The sequence below is a fragment of the Faecalibacterium sp. OF04-11AC genome (assembly GCF_003460645.1).
In the GTDB taxonomy this organism is placed as follows: Bacteria; Bacillota; Clostridia; order Oscillospirales; family Ruminococcaceae; genus Faecalibacterium; species Faecalibacterium prausnitzii_I.
This window is the reverse complement of the sequence record NZ_QTVP01000017.1, coordinates 35,149-55,000: the sequence shown is the minus strand read 5'-3', so window position 1 is coordinate 55,000 and position 19,852 is coordinate 35,149. Positions and strand designations below refer to the sequence as shown.

Annotated in this window: 23 protein-coding genes and 3 pseudogenes; 15 read left to right on the top strand and 11 right to left on the bottom strand. The window is 60.5% G+C overall.

Annotated features, from left to right (window positions below; all coding sequences use genetic code 11):
* From DXA70_RS13840 to DXA70_RS09225, 14 genes and pseudogenes are all read left to right on the top strand, one after another.
* Nucleotides 1-208 (top strand): hypothetical protein (locus DXA70_RS13840; protein ID WP_207660163.1); only part of this gene is annotated, 208 nt, incomplete at its 5' end.
* A 12-nt stretch (nt 209-220) separates the two neighbouring features.
* On the top strand, nt 221-1,273 hold the full coding sequence (locus DXA70_RS14515; protein ID WP_243001275.1) for a PD-(D/E)XK nuclease family protein: 1,053 nt from the start codon (nt 221-223) through the stop codon (nt 1,271-1,273).
* Complete coding sequence (locus DXA70_RS14510) at nt 1,213-1,713, top strand: hypothetical protein (protein ID WP_243001274.1); 501 nt, start codon at nt 1,213-1,215, stop codon at nt 1,711-1,713. Before DXA70_RS14515 ends, DXA70_RS14510 begins: the two co-directional genes overlap by 61 nt.
* A gap of 74 nt (nt 1,714-1,787) precedes the next feature.
* Complete coding sequence (locus DXA70_RS14505; protein ID WP_243001273.1) at nt 1,788-1,976, top strand: hypothetical protein; 189 nt, start codon at nt 1,788-1,790, stop codon at nt 1,974-1,976.
* The gene (locus DXA70_RS14500) at nt 1,922-2,713 is read left to right on the top strand and encodes an ATP-dependent DNA helicase (protein WP_243001272.1); all 792 of its coding nucleotides are present in this window, start codon (nt 1,922-1,924) and stop codon (nt 2,711-2,713) included. The genes DXA70_RS14505 and DXA70_RS14500 overlap by 55 nt, the downstream gene beginning before the upstream one ends.
* Before the next feature lie 327 nt (nt 2,714-3,040).
* A pseudogene (locus DXA70_RS14495) lies at nt 3,041-3,130 on the top strand (LacI family DNA-binding transcriptional regulator); the annotation flags it as partial.
* Nucleotides 3,131-3,276: 146 nt separating this feature from the next.
* A complete protein-coding gene (locus tag DXA70_RS09260; protein WP_347553538.1) occupies nt 3,277-4,101 on the top strand; it encodes a substrate-binding domain-containing protein in 825 nt (274 codons plus the stop codon).
* A 44-nt stretch (nt 4,102-4,145) separates the two neighbouring features.
* Nucleotides 4,146-5,494, top strand: a pseudogene (locus DXA70_RS09255) (ABC transporter substrate-binding protein).
* Nucleotides 5,495-5,578: 84 nt separating this feature from the next.
* Nucleotides 5,579-6,430 (top strand): sugar ABC transporter permease, encoded by an 852-nt coding sequence (locus DXA70_RS09250; RefSeq protein WP_128118289.1) that lies wholly within the window; start codon nt 5,579-5,581, stop codon nt 6,428-6,430.
* A pseudogene (locus DXA70_RS09245) lies at nt 6,430-7,271 on the top strand (carbohydrate ABC transporter permease). The gene DXA70_RS09250 and the pseudogene DXA70_RS09245 overlap by 1 nt, the downstream one beginning before the upstream one ends.
* 27 nt (nt 7,272-7,298) lie before the next feature.
* On the top strand, nt 7,299-8,765 hold the full coding sequence (gene malQ, locus DXA70_RS09240) for a 4-alpha-glucanotransferase (RefSeq protein ID WP_128118288.1): 1,467 nt from the start codon (nt 7,299-7,301) through the stop codon (nt 8,763-8,765).
* Nucleotides 8,766-9,192: 427 nt separating this feature from the next.
* Nucleotides 9,193-9,660 carry a hypothetical protein gene (locus DXA70_RS09235; protein WP_128118287.1) on the top strand — a complete coding sequence of 156 codons (468 nt, stop codon included), beginning with the start codon at nt 9,193-9,195 and terminating at the stop codon, nt 9,658-9,660.
* 40 nt (nt 9,661-9,700) lie between these two features.
* Entirely contained in the window at nt 9,701-10,030 is a 330-nt protein-coding gene (locus DXA70_RS09230; RefSeq protein WP_022256468.1) for a hypothetical protein, read from the top strand.
* 128 nt (nt 10,031-10,158) lie between these two features.
* Nucleotides 10,159-10,692, top strand: a complete 534-nt coding sequence (locus DXA70_RS09225; RefSeq protein ID WP_128118286.1) for a phosphatase PAP2 family protein — start codon at nt 10,159-10,161, stop codon at nt 10,690-10,692.
* A 70-nt stretch (nt 10,693-10,762) separates the two neighbouring features.
* On the opposite strand, the gene DXA70_RS09220 is transcribed toward DXA70_RS09225, so the two are convergent.
* The 4 genes from DXA70_RS09220 to DXA70_RS15460 form a co-directional block, all read right to left on the bottom strand.
* Nucleotides 10,763-11,500: a YebC/PmpR family DNA-binding transcriptional regulator gene (locus DXA70_RS09220; protein WP_128118285.1), complete on the bottom strand. Its 738-nt coding sequence runs from the start codon at nt 11,498-11,500 to the stop codon at nt 10,763-10,765.
* Between the two features lie 146 nt (nt 11,501-11,646).
* On the bottom strand, nt 11,647-12,429 hold the full coding sequence (locus tag DXA70_RS15470; RefSeq protein ID WP_347553537.1) for an RsmF rRNA methyltransferase first C-terminal domain-containing protein: 783 nt from the start codon (nt 12,427-12,429) through the stop codon (nt 11,647-11,649).
* Nucleotides 12,366-12,902, bottom strand: coding sequence for an RsmB/NOP family class I SAM-dependent RNA methyltransferase (locus tag DXA70_RS15465; RefSeq protein WP_347553536.1), 537 nt, complete (start codon nt 12,900-12,902; stop codon nt 12,366-12,368). The genes DXA70_RS15470 and DXA70_RS15465 overlap by 64 nt, the downstream gene beginning before the upstream one ends.
* Complete coding sequence (locus DXA70_RS15460; protein ID WP_347553535.1) at nt 12,811-13,209, bottom strand: hypothetical protein; 399 nt, start codon at nt 13,207-13,209, stop codon at nt 12,811-12,813. The genes DXA70_RS15465 and DXA70_RS15460 overlap by 92 nt, the downstream gene beginning before the upstream one ends.
* Nucleotides 13,210-13,342: 133 nt before the next feature.
* Here DXA70_RS15460 and DXA70_RS09210 point away from each other — a divergent pair, with 133 nt between their 5' ends.
* A complete protein-coding gene (locus DXA70_RS09210; protein WP_128118284.1) occupies nt 13,343-13,546 on the top strand; it encodes a hypothetical protein in 204 nt (67 codons plus the stop codon).
* Nucleotides 13,547-13,632: 86 nt separating this feature from the next.
* Here the strand turns inward: DXA70_RS09210 and DXA70_RS09205 are convergent, their stop codons facing one another.
* The 7 genes from DXA70_RS09205 to DXA70_RS09175 all read right to left on the bottom strand — a co-directional run bounded on the left by DXA70_RS09205 (nt 13,633) and on the right by DXA70_RS09175 (nt 19,650).
* Complete coding sequence (locus DXA70_RS09205) at nt 13,633-14,037, bottom strand: ribonuclease III domain-containing protein (protein ID WP_022256463.1); 405 nt, start codon at nt 14,035-14,037, stop codon at nt 13,633-13,635.
* A 9-nt stretch (nt 14,038-14,046) separates the two neighbouring features.
* Nucleotides 14,047-15,330, bottom strand: a complete 1,284-nt coding sequence (obgE, locus tag DXA70_RS09200) for a GTPase ObgE (protein WP_022256462.1) — start codon at nt 15,328-15,330, stop codon at nt 14,047-14,049.
* Nucleotides 15,331-15,511: 181 nt separating this feature from the next.
* On the bottom strand, nt 15,512-15,763 hold the full coding sequence (rpmA, locus tag DXA70_RS09195) for a 50S ribosomal protein L27 (protein ID WP_112114710.1): 252 nt from the start codon (nt 15,761-15,763) through the stop codon (nt 15,512-15,514).
* Nucleotides 15,764-15,777: 14 nt separating this feature from the next.
* Complete coding sequence (gene rplU / locus DXA70_RS09190) at nt 15,778-16,089, bottom strand: 50S ribosomal protein L21 (protein WP_015563947.1); 312 nt, start codon at nt 16,087-16,089, stop codon at nt 15,778-15,780.
* Nucleotides 16,090-16,242: 153 nt separating this feature from the next.
* The gene (lgt, locus tag DXA70_RS09185) at nt 16,243-17,301 is read right to left on the bottom strand and encodes a prolipoprotein diacylglyceryl transferase (RefSeq protein WP_128118283.1); all 1,059 of its coding nucleotides are present in this window, start codon (nt 17,299-17,301) and stop codon (nt 16,243-16,245) included.
* The gene (locus DXA70_RS09180; protein ID WP_128118282.1) at nt 17,298-18,611 is read right to left on the bottom strand and encodes a pitrilysin family protein; all 1,314 of its coding nucleotides are present in this window, start codon (nt 18,609-18,611) and stop codon (nt 17,298-17,300) included. Before DXA70_RS09180 ends, lgt begins: the two co-directional genes overlap by 4 nt.
* Complete coding sequence (locus DXA70_RS09175) at nt 18,604-19,650, bottom strand: insulinase family protein (RefSeq protein WP_243001271.1); 1,047 nt, start codon at nt 19,648-19,650, stop codon at nt 18,604-18,606. Before DXA70_RS09175 ends, DXA70_RS09180 begins: the two co-directional genes overlap by 8 nt.
* Nucleotides 19,651-19,852 lie beyond the last annotated feature (202 nt).

Below are 19,852 nucleotides of genomic sequence, written 5' to 3'. Positions count from 1 at the left end.
TTCTCTTTTGTCCCCAAAAGAGAACCAGAAAAGGGCCGCTAGTTTCGAGGCGCGGGGCACGAATCAGGGGCTGCTCGCCCCTAATAACCCCATTTATGTTTGCTACACTGAAAAATTTGGGAGATTCACGCATTCGCGTGAAGATCTCTGTCCAAATTTTCCAGCTTCGCTGATTTGCTGCTTTGCAGCAGATGTTATGTTGTTGTAAGAGGAAAACAGGATGGCTGAAGTAAAGCTCTCAGTGCGGGAGCTGGTAGAGTTTTTATTACGGACGGGCAGCATCGACAGCCGCTTTGCGGGGTTCGACCGGGCCAACGAGGGGGCCCGCATCCACCGCAAGCTTCAAAAGGCCGCCGGGGAGGGCTATCAGGCGGAAGTCTTCCTCTCCGAAACCCGGGAGGTGGACGGCATCCCGTTCACCATCGAGGGCCGGGCCGACGGCATTTTCCAGAGCGAGGACGGCGTGACCGTCATCGACGAGATCAAAACCACCGCCATCCCCACGGACGAAATTCAGGAGGACGGCAACCCCTGCCACTGGGCACAGGGGATGGTCTACGGGGCCATCTATGCCAAACAGCAGGGCCTGCCCCGGCTGGATGTCCGGCTGACCTATTACCAGATCGACACCGACGAGATCGTCCGGTTTCCCCGACATTTCACGCAGGAAGAACTGGACGCGTTCTTCGAGGGTCTGCTGCGGCAGGTTGCCCCCTGGGCCCGGCGCCAGCTGGACTGGGACACCCGCCGGGCTGCCAGTCTGAACGCCCTGCGCTTCCCCTTTGAAACGTACCGGCCCGGGCAGCGGGCTCTTGCTGGGGAAATCTACCGGGCCTGCAAGGCGGGCGGCAAAGGCGGGGCCCGGCTCTTCTGCCAGGCTCCCACCGGCATTGGCAAGACTATGAGCGCCCTCTTCCCGGCCCTGAAAGCCATGGGCGAGGGCCACGGCGAAAAGCTCTTTTACCTCACGGCCCGCAACACCACCCAGGCCGCTGCCGAGGACGCCCTTGCCCGGCTGCGGGCCTCAGCCCCGGAGCTGGCCCTGCGCAGCGTGACCCTGACGGCCAAGGAGAAAGCCTGTCTGTGCAGGGACGCCGAGGGCCGCCCCGCCTGCCTGCCGGAGCTCTGCCCCTACGCCAACGGCTACTACGACCGCCTCAAAACGGCCCTCTCTGCCTTCTGGACGGCGGCAGCGGCTGTTTTGACCGGACCGTGCTGGCCGAGACGGGCCGGAAATTCTCGGTCTGCCCTTTTGAGCTGGGGCTGGACCTGAGCGAGTGGTGCGATGTGGTCATCGGGGATTACAACTATCTGTTTGACCCGGTGGTAAGGCTCCGCCGCTTCTTCGATGCCTCCGGTGACTGGCTCTTCCTCATCGACGAGGCCCACAACCTGCCCGACCGGGCCCGGGCCATGTACTCCGCCAGCTTTTCCAAGGCCAGCCTCACCGAGGCCAAGCGCTCTCTGGGCCCGGGCAAAAGCGCCCTCAAAACGGCCCTGCGCAAGGCTGACAAGGCCTTTCTGGAAGCGCGGCGGGCTGTGGCGGAGCTGGCCCCCCGGCACGGCACCCTGCCCGCGGAAGCTGCCCCCGCCGAGGCCAAACAGACCAGCCTGCTGGACGCCCCGGAGGCGGAAACCGCATTCGCGCTGCCGGAGCCGCTTTTTGCGGAGGACGGCACGGTCTTTTTCGGGAGCTGCCCGCCGGGCTGTTAAAGCCCCTGCAGGCCCTGACAGTTCCCCTGCAGGACTGGCTGGAGCAGCACCCGGACGCCGAGGCCCACACAACCTTGCTCGACCTTTATTTTAAGGTACAGGACATCCTGCGGGCGGCAGAGCGGTACGACGAGCACTTTACCGCCCAGCTGACGGCCTATGGCAGCGCGCTGGATCTCCACATCCTCTGCCTGGACCCGGCCCCTTTGTGGACGCCAGCCTCAGCGGCGGGCGGGCCGCCGCCCTGTTCAGCGCAACACTGACCCCGCCGGGCTACTACCGGAATGTGTTGGGCTGCCCGGACGCCCGGGCCGTGGCGCTGGAAAGCCCGTTCCCGCCCCAGCACCTGGGGCTCTACTGCCTGCCCTCCATCTCCACCCGGTATCGGGACCGGGAGGCCAGCATCCGCCCCCTCTCCGACGCGCTGGCGGCCATGGCAAAAGGCAAAGTGGGCAACTATCTGGCGTTTTTCCCCAGTTACGCCTACCTGCGGCAGGTGTACGAGGATTTCACGGCCCGCTACCCGGACATCCCCACGCTGGCGCAGGAGAGCGGACTGGACGACGCCGGGCGGGCGGCATTTCTGGCCCGGTTTGCGCCCCACCCGGAAAAGACTCTGCTAGGTTTCGGGGTGCTGGGCGGCATCTTCGGGGAGGGGGTCGATTTAGCGGGGGACCGCCTCATCGGGTGCGCCATCGTGGGTGTGGGCCTGCCCCAGGTGAACCCCCGGCAGGAGATGCTCCGCCGCTATTACGACGCGGCCCCCGGCGGCACCGGCTTTGACTACGCCTACCGCTGCCCGGGCATGAACAAGGTCTTACAGGCGGCAGGGCGGGTCATCCGCACCAGCGAAGATAAAGGCGTGGTTCTTTTGTTGGATGACCGCTTTGCCCGCAGCGAGTATACCCGGCTGTTCCCCCGTCACTGGGGGCACCTGCAATATCTGCAAAACACTCAGGCCCTCTCGGAAGCATTGGACGCTTTCTGGAAACAGCCTTGATTTTCCCGGCATCGGTACCGACAAGAAATCGGTCACGGTGTCGGGATTTTTTCTGTCTAATTTTTCCAATTTCATCCGTGAAAAGTAACAAAATGGTACGGTTCTCCCGGGGTTTTCTGATGGTTCCCGGAAATTACCGGGAACATTCTTCAGTTTCGCTTTCCCGGCAGATCAACCTGCACAAAGACGGGTTGATCTGTTAGACAAAATTGCCAAAAGTGATTCCGACCGATTGATTTTTTGTGCGGATTGTGCCATACTATAGCCACTGGAAACGTTCCCGACACCGTTCCCGAAGATTTTCCAAAAAACGAGGTGCTTCTCCCCATGCCGAATCTGACGATCAAAGATATCGCCCGCATCAGCGGCTGCTCGGTGAGCACCATCTCCCGCGTCATCAATGACCGCCCCGACGTGCGGCCCGAGACCAAGGAGCACGTTTTAAAAGTCATGCGGGAAGCCGGGTTCGTCCCCAATACCAACGCCCGCCAGCTCAAGATCCAGCAGTCGCGGAGCGTGGTCTTTGTGGTCAAGGCACCCGCAACCTCTTCTTCTCGGACTTCCTGGTCCAGCTGCAGCGGGCGGCCACCCTGTACGGCTACAACGGCATCATCTCCTACATCGACGAAAACGCCAACGAGATCGACGCGGCCGAAAAGATCCTGCGGGAGATCAAGCCCAAGGGCATCATCTTTCTGGGTGGCAGCGTAGCCAATTTCCAGAACGGCTTTTCCAACATTTCTGTCCCCTCGGTGCTGGCCACCCTCGTCTCGGACGAGCTCCACTTCCCCAACCTTTCCATGGTGGGCGTGGATGACCGGGCGGCGGCCCATACCGCCGTGGCTCACCTCATCGCACAGGGGCACAGCAAGATCGCGGTGTTGGGCGGTCCCACCACCAGTTTTCCCAGCCGGATGCGCCGCCTGGGCGCGCAGGATGCCATGGAGCAGGCGGGCCTCGCCTTTGATGACCGGCTCTACGGCCTCTCCAACTACGATTTTGAATCCGCCTACCACGCCATGAACAGCCTGCTGGCACGCCGGGCCGAGTTTACCGCCCTGTTTGCCATGAGCGATGTCATCGCGTTTGGTGCCATCCGGGCGCTGGTCAGCGCCGGGTTCCGGGTGCCGCAGGACGTCTCCGTCATCGGCTTTGACGGGATCACGATGTCCCGCTACTGTGTCCCGGTCATGACCACCATTGTCCAGCCCAGCGAGCAGATCGCGCTCCAGAGCATCGAGCTTCTGATCAATCAGATCGAGCACGGGGCCCGGCCCAGACCATCACCCTGCAGCCCGAGCTGCAGCAGGGCGAAAGCGTCTGCCCCTGCCGCCACCCGCTCTAATATTTCTTTTGATTTCCTGCCGCTCCCTGTGGGCGGCAAGTAAAATAGCACCTCATAATTTTTCAATAATGAAGAAGGAGAACAATTATGAAAAAGATGATCTCTCGTCGTAACTTCCTGAAAGCCGCCGGTGTTTCCGCTGCTGCTCTGGGTCTGGCTGCCTGCGGCGGCTCTTCCAGCAGCTCCACCGCTGCTTCCACGGCCACTTCTACCGCTGCTTCCAGCACCGCTGCTGCTTCCGGCGCTTCCGGTAAGGTCTACTACCTGAACTTCAAGCCCGAGCAGGATCAGGCTTGGCAGGATCTGGCCAAGGCTTACACCGAGGAGACCGGCGTGCCTGTCACCGTCGTGACCGCCGCTTCCGGCCAGTACGAGACCACCCTGATGAGCGAGATGGAGAAGAGCGAAGCTCCCACCCTGTTCCAGGTCAACGGCCCTGTGGGTCTGGCCAACTGGAAAGATTACTGCCTGGACCTGTCCGACAGCAAACTCTACGGCGAGCTGACCAGTGACTCCTTTGCCCTGAAAGACGGCGACGCCGTTACCAGTATCGCATACGTCATCGAGACTTACGGCATCATCTACAACAAAGAGCTGCTGAGCGCCGCCGGTTACACCCAGGACGACATCAAGGGCTTTGATGACCTGAAGAAAGTAGCCGACGATATCCAGGCCCGCAAGGACGAGCTGGGCGTTGAGGGTGCTTTCACCTCCGCCGGCATGGATAGCTCTTCCGACTGGCGCTTCAAGACCCATCTGGCAAACCTGCCCATCTACTATGAGTACAAGGCAGACGGCATTGGTTCCACCGACGCCATCAAGGGCACCTATCTGGACAACTACAAGCAGATTTGGGATCTGTACATCACCGATTCCACCTGTGACCCCAAGCTGCTGGCCTCCAAGACTGGCAACGACGCCGTGGCTGAGTTCGTGGACAAGAAAGCTGTCTTCTATCAGAACGGCACCTGGGCATACAGCGATATCTCCTCTCTGGCGACGACAATCTGGGTATGCTGCCTATCTACATCGGTGCGGACGGCGAAGAGAATCAGGGCCTGTGCACCGGTTCCGAGAACTTCTGGTGCGTGAACAACACCTCTTCGGACGAAGACATCCAGGCTACTCTGGACTTCCTGTACTGGTGTGTCACCTCTGACAAGGGCACTTCCTCCATGGCCGACGATATGGGCTTTGTCATCCCGTTCAAGGCTGCCAAGGACTCCACCAACCCCCTGATCGCCATTGCAAACGATTATGTGGCCGCTGGCAAGACCAGTGTGGACTGGTGCTTCTCCACCATGCCTTCCGAGGAGTGGAAGAACGGCGTGGGCAGTGCACTGACCGCTTATGCCGCAGGCACGGGCAGCTGGGACGATGTCACCACCGCATTTGTGGATGGCTGGGCCAAGGAGTATAAGCTGGCCAACGGCTAAGCTCCCCCATCGTTTCTAACACCTGACTTGCAAAGGGAGGCGGGCGAATGGTTCGCCCGCCTCCCTCTTTTTTGGAGGTATATCATGCAAAAGGCCATCAGCAAATATTGGCCGGTGTTCGTGCTGCCTACCCTGATCGCGTTCATCATCGGCTTTATCTGGCCCTTTATCTGGGGCATTTATCTGTCGTTCCAGCGGTTCACCACCGTCAGCAAGACCACGTTCGTGGGCATCCAGAACTACATCAACGTGTTCCAGGATTCCACGTTCCTCCACGCGTTCGGCTTCACGGCGGCGTTCACCGTGGTGTCCACCGTCCTCATCAACGTCTGCGCCTTTGCCATCGCGCTGGTGCTCACCCGGGGCATCAAGGGCACCAACCTCTTCCGCACCGTCTTCTTCATGCCCAACCTGATCGGCGGCATCCTGCTGGGCTACATCTGGCAGATCCTGCTCAACGGCGTGCTGGCCAACCTGCAAAAGCCCCTGCTGGCCCTGGATGCCAGATACGGCTTCATCGGTCTGGTCATCCTGATGTGCTGGCAGCAGATCGGCTACATGATGATCATTTATGTGGCCGGCCTGCAGAGCGTCCCCGGCGACCTCATCGAAGCCGCCAAGATCGACGGTGCCAACGACCGGGAGATCCTGTTCAAGATCAAGATCCCCATGGTCATGCCCAGCGTTACCATCTGCACGTTCCTCACCCTGACCAACAGCTTCAAGCTGTTTGACCAGAACGTTGCCCTGACGGGCGGCGAGCCCGCCAACATGAGCGAGATGCTGGCTCTGAACATCTACAACACGTTCTATGGCCGCTCCGGCGCCCAGTGGAAAGGCATCGGCCAGGCAAAGGCCGTGGTCTTCTTCCTCATCGTCATCGTCATCTCGCTGGTCCAGCTTCATTTCACCCGCTCTAAGGAGGTGCAGCAGTAATGTCCAAACAGCGTAAAGCCTGGGATACCGTCCTTGTAGTGGTCATGATCCTGCTCTGCCTGCTCTGGGTCTACCCCATCGTTCTGATCTTAATTAACAGTCTCAAGGTGGAGGGCACGTTCACCACCTCCACCGTCTTCCAGCTGCCCACCAAAGAGACGTTTGCGGGCCTGTCCAACTACGTCTACGGCGTCTTCAAGATGAACTTCCTCTCCAGCCTGGGCTACAGCCTGCTCATCACGGTGTCCAGCGTGGCGCTCATCCTGCTGTGCTGCTCCATGACGGCTGGTACCTCACCCGTGTCAACAACAAGCTCAGCAAGTTCATGAACCTGCTCATCGTCTTCTCCATGGTCGTGCCATTCCAGATGGTCATGTTCACCCTGTCCAAAACGGCGGACACCCTCAAGCTGAACACCCCGTGGAACATCTGCATCATCTATCTGGGCTTCGGCGCGGGCCTGGCCGTCTTCATGTTCACCGGCTTCATGAAGAGCGTCCCCATTGAGATCGAGGAGGCCGCCATGATCGACGGCTGTAACCCCCTCCAGATCTTCTTCAAGATCGTCTTCCCCATCCTCAAGCCGACCATGATCTCCACCGCCATTCTGGAGACCATGTGGGTCTGGAACGACTACCTCCTGCCCACGCTGGTGCTGGACATCAAGAAATACCGCACCATCCCCATGGCCATCCAGTACTTCCGCGGCGGTTATGGCCGCGTGGAGCTGGCCCCCATGATGGCCTGCATCATCATTGCCATCATCCCCATCATCATCCTGTACATGACCTGCCAGAAGTACATCATCGAGGGCGTCGTGGCAGGCGCTGTCAAGGGTTAATCTCAACACGACAAGGAGGGTTCCAAAATGCGTGCATGCGGCATCCTGATGCCCGTGTTCAGCCTGCCAGGCCCCTTTGGCATTGGCACACTGGGCAAAGAAGCGTTCGCGTTTGTGGATTTTCTGGCCGGAGCGAAGCAGACCTATTGGCAGATCCTGCCCATTGGCCCGACCGGCTACGGAGACAGCCCTTACCAGAGCTTTTCCGCTTTCGCAGGCAACCCCTATTTCATTGATTACCGGCTTCTGGTCGAGCAGGGTCTCCTGACCCAGGCCGAGCTGCCCGCCCCCCAGCCTGTGGGTGCCATTGATTATGGTGCCCTCTACCGCGAGCGCCCGCTGGTGCTGAAAAAGGCCGCCGACCGGCTGCTGGCCTCCCCCACGGACGCCTACCACACGTTCTGCACCAGGCAGGACTTCTGGCTGGAGAATTATGCCCTGTTCATGGCTATCAAGGCCGAGCAACATCAGGCAGGCCTCGCCGACTGGCCGGATGCTCTGCGCACCCGTCAGCCGGAAGCACTGGCCGCCGCCCGGGCCCGGCTGGCGGAGCAGGTGGATTATCACAAGGCCGTGCAGTTCTTCTTCTACACCCAGTGGAACGTCCTCAAGGCCTATGCCAATGCAAAAGGCGTGCAGCTGGTGGGTGACATTCCCATCTATGTCAGCCCGGATTCCAGCGACCTGTGGACCCACCCGGAGCTCTTCCAGACCGATGGGCAGGTCCACCTGACCCAGGTGGCCGGCTGCCCGCCAGACGCCTTTGCCGCCGACGGCCAGCTCTGGGGCAACCCGCTCTACGACTGGCCCAGGCATCAGGCCACGGACTTTGCCTGGTGGAAGCGCCGGATGCAGCACGCCACCTCCATTTACAACGTGGTCCGCATCGACCACTTCCGCGGCTTTGAGAGCTACTACTCCATCCCCGCCGGGAACAAAACGGCAGCGGGCGGCCACTGGGAAAAGGGCCCTGACCGTGCGTTCATCCAGGCCATGCACGAGTGTCTGGGCGAGGGCGGCATCATTGCCGAGGACCTGGGCTACCTGACCCCGGAGGTCAAAGCCATGCTGGCCGCCAGCGGCTACCCGGGCATGAAGATCATGCAATTTGCCTTTGACCGCCGGGAGCCGGGCAACTACCTGCCCTACACCTACCCTGCCAACAGCGTGGTCTACACCGGCACGCACGATAACGTCACCACCGAGGGCTGGCAGCAGACTGCCGCCCCCGAGGATGTGGCCTACGCCTGCCGTTACCTGCGCTGCACGCCGGACACCCTCACTGAGGCCATGATCTCCGCCTGCCTCGCCAGTGCTTCGGATATGGCAATCATCCCTTTCGCAGACTGGCTTCATCTGGGCGCGGAGGCCCGCATCAACACCCCCAGCACCCAGGGTGCCAACTGGCAGTGGCGGCTGGCCCAGCCTCTCCCTGACGGCCTGGACGGCCATATTGCAGAGCTGACCCGGCTCTACGACCGTGCTCCCGCCTGACGGGAACTTTCCAAAACGCTATTTTCTTCATTTTCTCCCCATAAAACCGCCGCGTTGCCCGCTCTGTTCTCAGAGCCGGGAGTGGCGGTTTTTCTGTTCTATCGCAATTTTTCATAAATAGTGCCTATCAAAACGGCATATTTGCGATATGCAGTTTGCGGATGTTGCTTGTGCGTTAAAAGCGCAAACTGCTATAAAATGCATCCAGCGCAAATTTTACACAACATTTTTTCACCATCCTCTCGCAGAGCATTTTCCACTATTTTTCGTTTTTTCGTTTCTTTTTCCAATTTTTCCGTTCAAAGTCCTTGAAATTCGTCTAAATTTATCTTTCAGCGCTCTCTTGTTGTTTTTCCGCAGTTATGCTATAATCCTGATAAGTGATTCTCCGCCCCTGTGCGGACGTACGAGCGAAAGGAGTTTTCCCATGATGGAACTTACATATCAGAACCAGATGTTGATGCCCGCATCCTACACGGTTCTCTCCGAAGAGGAAATGACCTATATTGAGGGCGGTGCCATCACAGCCAGTGATGCTACAGTTGCTGTGCTGAATTTTGCGATCAACTTTGCTGTGAATACCATCAAGACCCTGGGCCAGGGTGCCTTTAATGCTGCTTGGAATGGTATGAAAGAGATGCATGATGATGGCCTATCCATTACAGGCTCGGTCAAACATTACTGGGGCCGTCAAACTCCTGCTGGCAAGGCAGGTACGGTTGTGGTCGGCAGTTTTGCCGCTTTCTATGTTTATGCACAGACCATGCAGATCATCAACACGGCCGTTGCGATTTATCAGGATATCAAGGCCATCTATGAGCAGACCAAAGCTGACAAGGCTGCCAAAGAGGCTGCCGCTGCTGCCATCCCGAACAACACGCTGGCCGTGGCCTGAGCGTGTCCTGTGTAATTTGAGTTGAAAGGAGTTCTTTGTGATGAAACACCTTTGTTTTCCCGCTTCGTACGCGCGTCTTTCTGAGGAGGAGCAGTGCGAGACCATCGGCGGAGGCGATCTGCGCAGCGCATGGAGCACCTTTACCGACAACCTCCACTTTGGTGATTTTTCCATGGGCAGCGGATTGCTGACATTCTCCATCTCCTTTGTGCCCATGCTGCTGTTCAACGTCATCCGCACCGGATACCGGGCCGCGGAAACGATCTACAACAAGCTGAGCGCCCGGTACGGCTATCAGGACGAGACTCTGACGGCTTTCCAGCAGTATACCGACGAGATGCGCAATAAGCACCAGAAAAACAACGCTTAAAGTCTTAAAAACAAGCAGCGGCAGGCACTCTCAAAAGGTGGGGGTGCCTGCCGCTCTGTCAATGCCTCAAAGGGGATGGAGCTGACGGTCCACCCCAGAAACAGAGAGCTCATGAAGAAGGAGCCTTTATGAACGCTGAACTGCAATTTCTCACTGCCCTGCAAGGCCTGCACACTCCTGCCCGGGATGCCGTCATGCTCTTCTTTACCCGGCTGGGCAATGCCGGGTTTGTCTGGATCGCGCTGGCGGCGATCCTTCTGCTCTTCCGCCGCACCCGCCGGGCCGGGTGCATTCTGGCGCTGGCCCTTGTGTGCGACCTTGTACTCTGCAACTTCATCCTCAAGCCGCTGGTGCACCGTGTCCGCCCCTGTGACCTGTTGCCCGAGGCAGTCCTCCTCATCCCCCACCCCAGTGATTACTCATTCCCCTCCGGGCACACGGCGGCCTCCTTTACCGCCGTGGCTGCCCTCTGGCTGGCCGGGAAGAAACGGCTGGCCGGTGCCACCCTTGTGCTGGGCGTCTTCATCGCCTTTTCCCGCCTCTACCTCTGCGTCCACTTCCCCACCGATATCCTCGGCGGCGTGCTGGTGGGGCTCGCCTGCGGCTGGCTGGGAAAATGGCTGTGGGAATCTTTCGCTCAAAAACAAGATTCGCTGACATGAGAAAAGCCCTGCGGCTCGGTTGTTGAGCCGCAGGGCTTTGTTGTTTGGTTCAGGGGAAAACAAGCCGCACTTATTCCGGCAGGTCCTCTTCGTTCTCCAGGCTGTGCCAGACGTTCTGGACATCGTCGTTGTCCTCGAGGGCGTCCAGCAGCTTGCCCATCAGCTTGAGCTGATCGGGGTCGGTCAGGCGGGTGGTGGTCATGGGGACCATGGCCAGATCATCGCTCAGGATCTCGTAGCCTTTCTCCTCCATTGCCTTGACGACAGCGGAGTAGTTCTCGGGATCAGTGGTGATCTCTGCGGCCTCTTCGCCTGCATCGAAATCCTCAGCACCGGCATCCAGAGCATCCATCATGGCCTCGTCGGCATCCTTGTCCTCGAGGGAGATGTCGATGACGCCTTTCTGGCTGAACAGGAAGCTCACGCAGCCCATAGCACCCAGGTTGCCGCCGTTCTTATCAAAGTAGTGGCGCAGGTCCGCAGCGGTACGGTTGCGGTTGTCGGTCAGGGTCTCGACCATGACCGCCACACCGCCGGGGCCGTAACCCTCGTAGGTGATTGCCTCGTACTCGGTCTTATCGCCGCCCTCGGCTTTCTTGATGATGCGCTGGATGTTATCGTTGGGCACGCTCATGCGCTTTGCCTTGGAGATCAGGTCAGCCAGCTTGCTGTTGGAAGCGGGGTTGGGGCCGCCGGTACGGACAGCCACGCTGATCTCGCGGCCGATCTTGGTAAAGACTTTCGCTTTTGCGCCGTCGGTCTTTTCCTTTTTGCGCTTAATATTGTTCCATTTGCTATGTCCAGACATGGGAAAGAGCCTCCTAAATATTCTCAGTGATCTCCGCCTGCGGGCAGACGGGCTGTGGTCGCCCGCATGTGGCAGCACACAAAATCTAACTGTTTAATTCTATCACAATCAGTGCACGCGTTCAAGTCTTATCCGGCCTGTTTTTGTCAAAAAAGAGCGTTACAACAGGCGCAGCGCTTGGGGTAGTGGTTTTTCACCCGCCCGCCGGACACTTTGCCGCCGCCCAGGGGCCAGCCATCCACGGTCACGCAGCACCAGCCATCGGCGGCGGTGCGGGCCTCGATCTCCCGGCCCGAGAGGTATTCCACGGTGCGGGGGTCGGTCAGCGTCAGCTCCTCCCGGTTGGTGCACTGGGCGCCGAACGCTGTAAAGAGGTGGTGCTCCGGCACAAAACGGCCTTTCTGCACATTGCCCACAAACACGCCTGCCCGCAGCACATGGAGCGTGGTCTGGGGGAACGGCACAGGCAGCAGCACCCCGCCGCCATGCACCACCGCCGGGCGCTGGGCCAGCGCCGGGAAGTACCGGGCCGCAAACTCCTGCCAGGCTGCCAGACTCTGGGCCGGGGTGGCTTCTCCTGCCCCGGCGTCCCGAGTGCGGGTATTCCGGCCCTGCACGGCCTCGTGGCAGCCGCGGGAAGCTTCCCTCCGGGCACTGCGGGCATCGGCCTTGTCAAAACCCTTTGTGGGCTTTCCTTTGCCTTTGCCGACCTTTTTGCCCGCCTGGGCGGCCGCCTCCAGCCAGAGCTGTTCTTCGGGGCTGTACTCGCCGGGAACCGGCAGAGCGCGGGGCGTGCCCTCCTTGACCAACCGGGCCATGAAATGCCCCTCACCGCCCTGGCAGGGCCAGACACGGCGCACTTTGGTCACATCCAGCGGCAGGCCGCCGGTGCGGTTGGCCTCGCCCTCGCTGCCAAAGGTGTAGTCCACATTGCCCAGGCGTTCGCCAGCGTGAATTCCGGGTGGCGCTGCAAAAAGGCCGCCACCTGGCCCTCATCCTCTTCCGGGGCGAACGTACAGGTGGAATAGACCAGCTGCCCGCCGGGGGCCAGCACCGCCGCCGCGCAGTCCAAAATCTGCGCGCCCAACTCGGCGCACTGTTTCACCAGCGCCTCGCTGTGCTGGGTGACCGCCACGGCCTCCTTGCGGAACATTCCCTCGCCGGAACAGGGGGCGTCCACCAGCACCCGGTCAAAAAACTCCGGCAGAGCCTCCGCAATGCGGGCCGGGGCCTCGTTCAGGATGACCGCATTGGGCACGCCCATCCGCTCCAAATTGCTCTTGAGGATGTCGGCCCGGGCAGCCACATACTCATTGCTGACAAGCAGCCCCTGCCCCTGCAGCGCCGCCGCCAGCTGGCTGCTCTTGCCGCCGGGAGCCGCGCACAGGTCCAGCACCCGCATCCCGGGCTTCACGCCCAGCAGGCGGGGCCGCCGACGCCGCCGAGGGCTCCTGCGAGTAAAACACGCCCGCATGGTGGTAGGGGTGCCGCCCGGGCTTGAATGTTTCTTCCCGCACCACGAACGCCGCCTTGCAGAACGGCGAGGGTTCCAGCGCCATGTCCGCCTTGGCTGCAAATGTCCCCGGCGTGGTGCGCAGGGCCGAGACGGTCACACCCCGGGCCGCGCTGTCACTGGGGGCGGCATAGAGCGTCTCATACCGCTGCCCCAGCAGGGCCCGCTCCCGGGCTTCAAAATATTCGGTGGGCATCCCACAGACCTCCTTTTGGTGTTTTTGTTTTTTCAAAGCCGGGTGCATAAAGCCGCCCCGCCCGGCCACACTAGAGGCAGAGCCAGCGGCCAGTCCGCTTCCTCTTTTTTGAATCGGAAAGGAGCAACCAACCATGGAAAACCGCAGCAATAACTGCAAGAATCAGAACCAGAACAAATCGACCAACCAGACCAACGACCAGGCCAATAACCGCACGACCAACCGGACCACCAACAGCGCCGCCAACGAGCACAAGCACCCCAACCAGTACACCAAGGGTGCCGACGACGAGGGTGCCAAGAACAGCACCCGCAGCTCTGCCCGCAACAGCCGCTAAGCGTTCCTGAGCATTCCGCGGCAAAAAGCCCGCTGCTTTCCCCTGCACTGTTTTCCAGTGCGGAAAGCAGCGGGCTTTCGCGTTTCTTATTTCTCGTTGGGGTCAAACGACTGCCAGAGCGTTTCAAACAGCTCGTGCACCCGGGCCAGCTGGCCGTTGAGGTAGAGCCAGCCCAGCAAGCACTCAAAGCCGGTGGAAGCACGGTACTCCTCCGGGGAGGCGTGCTTGGCCACGCTGGCCTTGCTGGCGTTGCGGCCCCGCTTGAAGACCGCCAGCTCGTCCTCGGTGAAGAGCGGTTCCAGCAGCTGCTCCTCCCGGAACTGCGCCCGGGCCGAGACATACTTGACCTTTTCCGCGTTCAGCCTGCCCGCCGAGAGCCGGTGGTGCTCCACCAGCCGCTGACGCACCAGCAGCTCCAGCACGCTGTCGCCCACAAAGGCCAGTGCCAGCGGGCTGAGCTCGCGGGGGTCGATCTTTTCCGGTTCCTGCATAAAAACCTCTTAGAAAATATAATCGAACTGATAATCGCCGATGAGGATGGTGTCGTTCTCCTGCACGCCCTTTTCCACCAGAGCAGCCAGAATGCCGCTCTCGTCCAGCTGGCGCTGGAAATACTGCAGGCTCTCGTAGTCATCCACATTGCTGCCGGCCAGGATATACTCCAGCCAGGGCGCGTTGACGCTCCACACATGAGCCTCCATCCGCATGATGGAGAACTCGCGGCCGCCGGCCTTGGGCTCGGGTTTCTTGTACTCGGGCGCAAAGACAGGGATGGCCGGGATGTCTTTCAGGCGGTTGTACACCAGGCCCGGCAGCTCCCGCACGCCCTGCATGGTGGCGGCAGAGATGGGCACAAAGGTCAGGCCCTTGGCCTCCACATACTTGCGGAAGTCCTCGATCTGCTCCTCGGTGGCCAGGTCGCACTTGTTGCCCACCACGATCTGCGGGCGCTCGGCCAGCGCGGGGCTGAACTTTGCCAGCTCCTCGTTGATCTTCTCAAAGTCCTCGATGGGGTCACGGCACTCGCTGCCGGAGACATCCACCACATGCAGCAGCAGGCGGCAGCGCTCCACATGGCGGAGGAAATCGTGGCCCAGGCCGATGCCCTCACTGGCACCCTCGATCAGGCCGGGGATGTCGGCGCAGACAAAGCTGGCTCCCTCCCCCACCGAGACGACGCCCAGCGTGGGCACCAGAGTGGTGAAGTGATAGTTCGCGATCTTGGGCTTGGCTGCGCTGATGGTGGAGATGAGGGTGGATTTGCCCACGTTGGGGAAACCAATGAGGCCCACATCCGCGATCAGCTTCAGCTCCAGCGTGACCTGAATGTCCTCGCCGGGCATACCGGGCTTTGCAAACTTGGGGATCTGGCGGGTAGGCGTTGCAAAATGCGCGTTGCCATAGCCGCCGCGGCCGCCCCTGGCGATGGTCACCGGGGTGTGGTCGGACAGATCCGCGATCACAAGGCCGCTCTCCGCGTCCTTGATGACAGTGCCCAGAGGCACCTTGATGATGAGGTTCTCGGCATTTTTGCCGTGGCAGAGGCTTGCCCCGCCCTTGCCGCCCTCATCGGCGGTATATTTGCGCTTGTAGCGGAAATCCATCAGGGTGGTGAGGTGGTCGTCCACGACGAAGATGATATCACCGCCGCGGCCGCCATCGCCGCCGTCCGGGCCGCCCGCGGCCACGAATTTTTCACGATGGAAGCTGACCGCGCCGTCGCCGCCCTTGCCCGCATGGAGCCAGATGGTGGCGATGTCGATAAAGTTGGTTTGTGCTGCCATACAGCCCCTCCTGTTCTCAAAAAAGGCCTTTTCCTCCTCGATTTAGCTCCCATATCAGGGGAGCTGGACGCGCCAGAGCGCGGCCTGAGAGGTTTTTATTTTCCAATCAGAAAAGGCGTCTTCATCAAAAAGAGCCGGGCCCTAAAGGTCCGCTCTATGGGTTGCAGATTTTAGAAAGAAGTTACTGCTTCACGCTGCACTTCTTGCCGCTCTTGCCCACGCGCTCGAAACGGACGGTGCCGTCAACCAGAGCAAACAGGGTATCATCGCTGCCCTTGCCAACGTTCTCACCCGGCATAATGTGGGTGCCACGCTGACGAACCAGGATGTTGCCGGCCAGAACGAACTGACCATCTGCACGCTTAGCGCCCAGACGCTGTGCTGCGGAATCGCGGCCGTTCTTGGTGCTGCCTACGCCCTTTTTATGTGCCATTGTAATTTACCTCCTTAGCCGTTGATCGCAGTGATCTCAACCTTGGTGAAAGGCTGACGATGGCCCATGCGGCGAGCACTGTGCTTCTTTGCGCGATAGGTGATGATGTTCAGCTTCTTGCCCTTGCCATTCTTGATGACCTTGGCAGAGACGGAAGCGCCCTCAACAACGGGAGCGCCAACCTTGACAGAACCCTCCTCGCCGATAGCGAGAACCTGATCAAACTTCACTTCGGAGTCGGCCTCAACGTCCAGCTTTTCAATGTAGACGATGTCGCCCTGCTCCACGCGGTACTGCTTACCGCCGGTAACAATGATTGCGTACATTTGTTTCATTCCTTTTCGTTGTACTCGCTGGTCGTAAAGGCAGGCCCTCACAGGGGCCATTTGAAGCGCCCACACCAAGCGGCTAGAATAGTATAGCAAAAAAATGCCGGGATTGCAAGGGCTTTTTTGCGCTTTGGGGCAAATATTTTTTGTTTACCCGTTCTTTTGCTGCCGGGCCAGGTTCTCGTCCAGGATCTCCCCCACCTCTTTGTTCCACGCGGCGGTCTTTTCCAAAAATTCCGCACGGGAGGCGGAAGCGGGCAGGCTGCTTTCCGGGCCAAAGAACGCGATCGGCCCGTCCAGCTTCTTTTTCTTGGCGCGGTTGTCCGCGTTCAGGGCCAGCGGCACCATGAGCGGTTTGTCCTTATCCTTACGGGTCAGGTAAATTTCCAGTGCGAGACCAACGATTACGGCCAGCCCGGCAACGAGCTGGGACACCCGCAGGCCGATGGAGGGCACCAGCATCAGGCTGTCCGTGCGGAGAGCCTCGATCCAGAAACGGCCCGCACCGTACCAGATGAGGTACCGCAGGGTGATATCACCGTTGAACTTCCGCTTTTTCAGGTAGAAGTACAGCAGCGCAAAGCCCACAAAGCACCAGATGCTCTCATAGAGGAACGTGGGGTGGACGGGCAGGTTCGGGTCAATGACAACGCCTTTCTGGGCCGTGACCGTGCTGCCCATGAGGTAGTTGCGGGTGGCCTCGCTGTACATGCCCCAGGGCAGGGTGGTATTGCAGCCAAAAGCCTCCTGATTGAAGAAGTTGCCCCAGCGGCCGCAGCCCTGCCCGATGAGGAAGCCCATGGCCGTCAGGTCAAACATGGGCAGCACGGGCACGCCCCGCCATTTGCAGGCCAGTCCGCCGAACAAAAAGCTGCCGATGATGCCGCCGTAGATGGCAAGGCCGCCGTCCCGGATGGCAAGCATCTCCCAGATGCTTTCATACTCAAAGGGAGCCATGGCAACGTAATAAGCCCGGGCGCTGGCAATGCCCAGCACCACACCGATGAGGATCACATCCACCATGGCGTCCGGGTCCACGCCGAATTCCTGACAGTGCCGGAACGCAAACACCAGCGCCAGACACAGGCCCACCGCGATGCAGACACCGTACCAGTAAATGTGGATTTCTCCGATGGAGAACGCCACCCGGTTGATCGTGAATTCCAGCCCCAGCCCGGGGAATTGTACCAGATTCGTTAAACTTGTCATGCTTCTTCCTCCTCCCCATCGTCCTCCGGCAGGACAGCGGTGCCGTCCGGCTGGATGTACATGGTTGCCATCCGCTCTTCGCAGAGGATCTGCTGGAGAGCCGCGTCGGCATCTTCCGCCTTCAGGCCCGCCAGCGTGGTGATCTGCTGGGCCACGGTCTGGCCTGCCAATGCAAAATCCGCCATCTGGCTGGCCGAGTCCTCCACGTTTTCCAGATTCTCAATGAGCTGGCCGTATTTTTCATTCTTGCAGAGGGTGAAAATTTCACGGTCCACGCCCTCAGCCCGCACCCGGGCGATCTCGTCCAGCAGCAGCTGCCGGACGGTATCCGGCGCGTCACTTTCGCCCGTGAAGAGGATGCAGCAGCAGCCATCCACCCGGAGCACCTCGCCGCCAAAGCCGGGGTTGGTCAGCCCCTCGTCGTAAAGGCGGCGGTAGAGTTTGGACATCCCGCCGCAGATGCAGCAGAGGATCAGATCATACAGCATCTCGCTCCGCAGGTCGCCGGAGGGCAGCGGCTCCTCCTTGAAGCCCAGGCCAAAGCAGGGCTTGGCCACCGGCATCCGGATGGTCTTTTCTTTGGCCGCCAGCGTCATGGGCTCGTCCCGCCACAGGCGCTGAACCCGCTCTGCAGGGCGGGGCTCCATCAGGCCGTTCCGCTCACAGGCGGCCAGGATCTGCTCCATGGTGGTGTTTCCGGCTGCCGCCAGCACCATGTTGTTGGGGGCGTAGAACGCCTTGCAGCAGTCGTACAGCATCTCGGGCGTGATGGTGGCAATGCTCTCACAGGTACCCGCAATGTCGCTGCGGATGGGGTGACTGTGGTACAGGCACTCGCACAGGCCGGTGATGAGCCGCCAGTCCGCGCTGTCGTCGTACATCTTGATCTCCTGCCCGATGATGCCCTGTTCCTTATCAATGGTCTGCTGGGTGAAGTAGGGCTTGCCCACCATTTCCAGCAGCACGTCCAGGCTCTCGTCCAGCTGTTCCGTCGCCGTAAAGAGATAGCAGGTGCGGTCAAAGGCCGTGAAAGCGTTGGCGTTGGCACCGGTCTTGGCAAACTTGGCAAAGGCGTCCCCGTCCTGGTCCTCAAACATCTTGTGCTCCAGGAAATGGGCCACGCCCGCCGGGAGGTGTACCTCTTTGTCGTCCAGCCGGAAGTCCCGGTCAATGGAGCCAAAGCGGGTGGCATAAATGACATGGGTACCGGAGTAGCCCGGCATGGGCCGCACGATGACCGTCAGGCCCGAGGGCAGCACTTTCCACTGGTCGGCAGCGGTCTGCTCCAGAACGCTCTGTTTTTCAGGCATGGGTGCTCCCCTCCTCTCGTGTCAGGCAGTAGCTGACCGAAAGGGTCAGCGCCCGCAGGATGCCCCGGACATCCTCTTTGGTCACGGCACAAAGGGCCGCGCGTGCTTCGTCCGGGCTCTGGATGGGCCCGCCCCGCAGCACTTCCATGTAATACCAGGTCTCAATGCCGCCCAGGGTATCTTCCAGCCCGGTCATCCCGCTCAGGAGGGAGCGGCGGCAGTCCTCCAGTTCCTCGTCCGTAATGGGCCCGTCGCACAGGTCGGCCAGCTCTTTCAAAACAGCTTTCTCGGCCCGGGCCGCGTCGGCATGCTCCACGCCGCTGTTCACGGCCATACTGCCCGTAAAGCTCTGGAACGAGGACGAGCAGTAATAGCACAGGTGATCCCGCTCCCGGACATTCAAAAACAGGCGGCTGGTCACGCTGCCGCCGTAGAGGGCCATGGCCAGCCGGACGGCTGCCAGCTGCCGGGGCTGCATGGGCTGGCCCAGCGTGAACAGCATACAGAGCTTGGCCTGGGTGGTGTCAAACGTCTCGGTTTTGTAAAGCGGCTCCCGCCGGGGCATGGCCATGTTCTCCGCCAGTGCCGCCGGGGCACGCTCCACCTGAGACAGCTCTTCCAGCAGGGCGTTTTTCACCGCCTCGGTCTGGGCCTCGCCGCAGCCCAGCACGATCAGCTCGATGCTGGCCGCGCGCAGCATCTCGTAGTAAGCATCGGTGAGCTGGCGGGCAGTCAGGCCCTCCACCTCTTCCAGATAGCCCTCCTGCCGGACGCCCGCCGGGCTGTCACCAAAAAACTCCCGGTTGGCCTGCCGCTGGCAGTAGAGGCGCTTCTCGTTCACTTCATCTTCCAGCGCCTTTTTGAGCATCTGTTTTTCAATATTCACAGCTTCCGGGTCAAAGGTCTCCCCCACAAAATAGGGGTGGAACGCAGTCCCCAGGGCCAGCTCTGCGTATTCCTGCGTCAAGGGCTCCCCCTCCAGCGCAAACTGGTCTTTGATGCCCGTCACGCTGACACAGAGGTTGTGGTTGGCGCCCATGGGGCGGGCATCCACAGTCAGGTCGCCCCGTACGAGGCGGGCCGAGCTTCTTGGTCAGCTGGGTCATATCCGGGCAGTCGGCATAGCCGCGCTCCATCACCAGCGGCAGCAGGGCATGAGCCGTGGCGGTCTCCCGCTTTGCCGGGAGGGCAAAATGGATGCTGACGCGGCAGCGGTTGAATTTTTGCGCCGGGTCCCAGGA